The 523-nt window shown below is 30.0% G+C and carries 1 protein-coding gene; it reads right to left on the bottom strand.

Annotated features, from left to right (window positions below; translation table 11 throughout):
* Positions 1-173: 173 nt before the first annotated feature.
* Positions 174-523: spore germination protein (locus tag HUO09_RS22085; protein ID WP_188235293.1), on the bottom strand; the 350-nt coding region annotated here is incomplete at its 5' end.

Raw genomic sequence — 523 nt, forward strand, 5'->3', positions numbered from 1 at the left:
CGAAAGTTGGATACACAACTGTTCCTTTTACTTTTTCTTCTTTTAAATCGTAGCCTAGGACTTGAATAATTTGGACATGATCAATAATTCTTTGATTAACACAACCAACTAAAAACAAATTAATACAAAATACTCCCAAAAAATACTTCTTCATTATTCACCTCAATAACTACTCATTCATCAAAATCATTTTTCTTTTTTCTTTCAGGATTAGGATGATACCTCCAAATAGACTTTGGACGTAAATAAGTTTTTCTTTTTTCGGTTTTATTTAATGGTAGCCTAAGAAAGGTATCTGAATAATCTTTAACCCTTAAAGGGTATAACGGAACTGTATAGGGTGCTCCTAATGATTCTAGTCGCGTAATATGTGTAAGTATAAAACAAATACCTATTACAATTCCTAATCCACCCCAAACAGCTGAAAAAAATATTAACGGAAATCTTAAAAATCGAATGTTATTAGACATTTTATAATTTGGTGTTGTAAATGAAGCTAACGCTGCTAATGCTACGATAATAA

Origin of the sequence: Vibrio sp. Y2-5, assembly GCF_014596725.1 — a bacterium.
Taxonomy (GTDB): Bacteria; Pseudomonadota; Gammaproteobacteria; order Enterobacterales; family Vibrionaceae; genus Vibrio.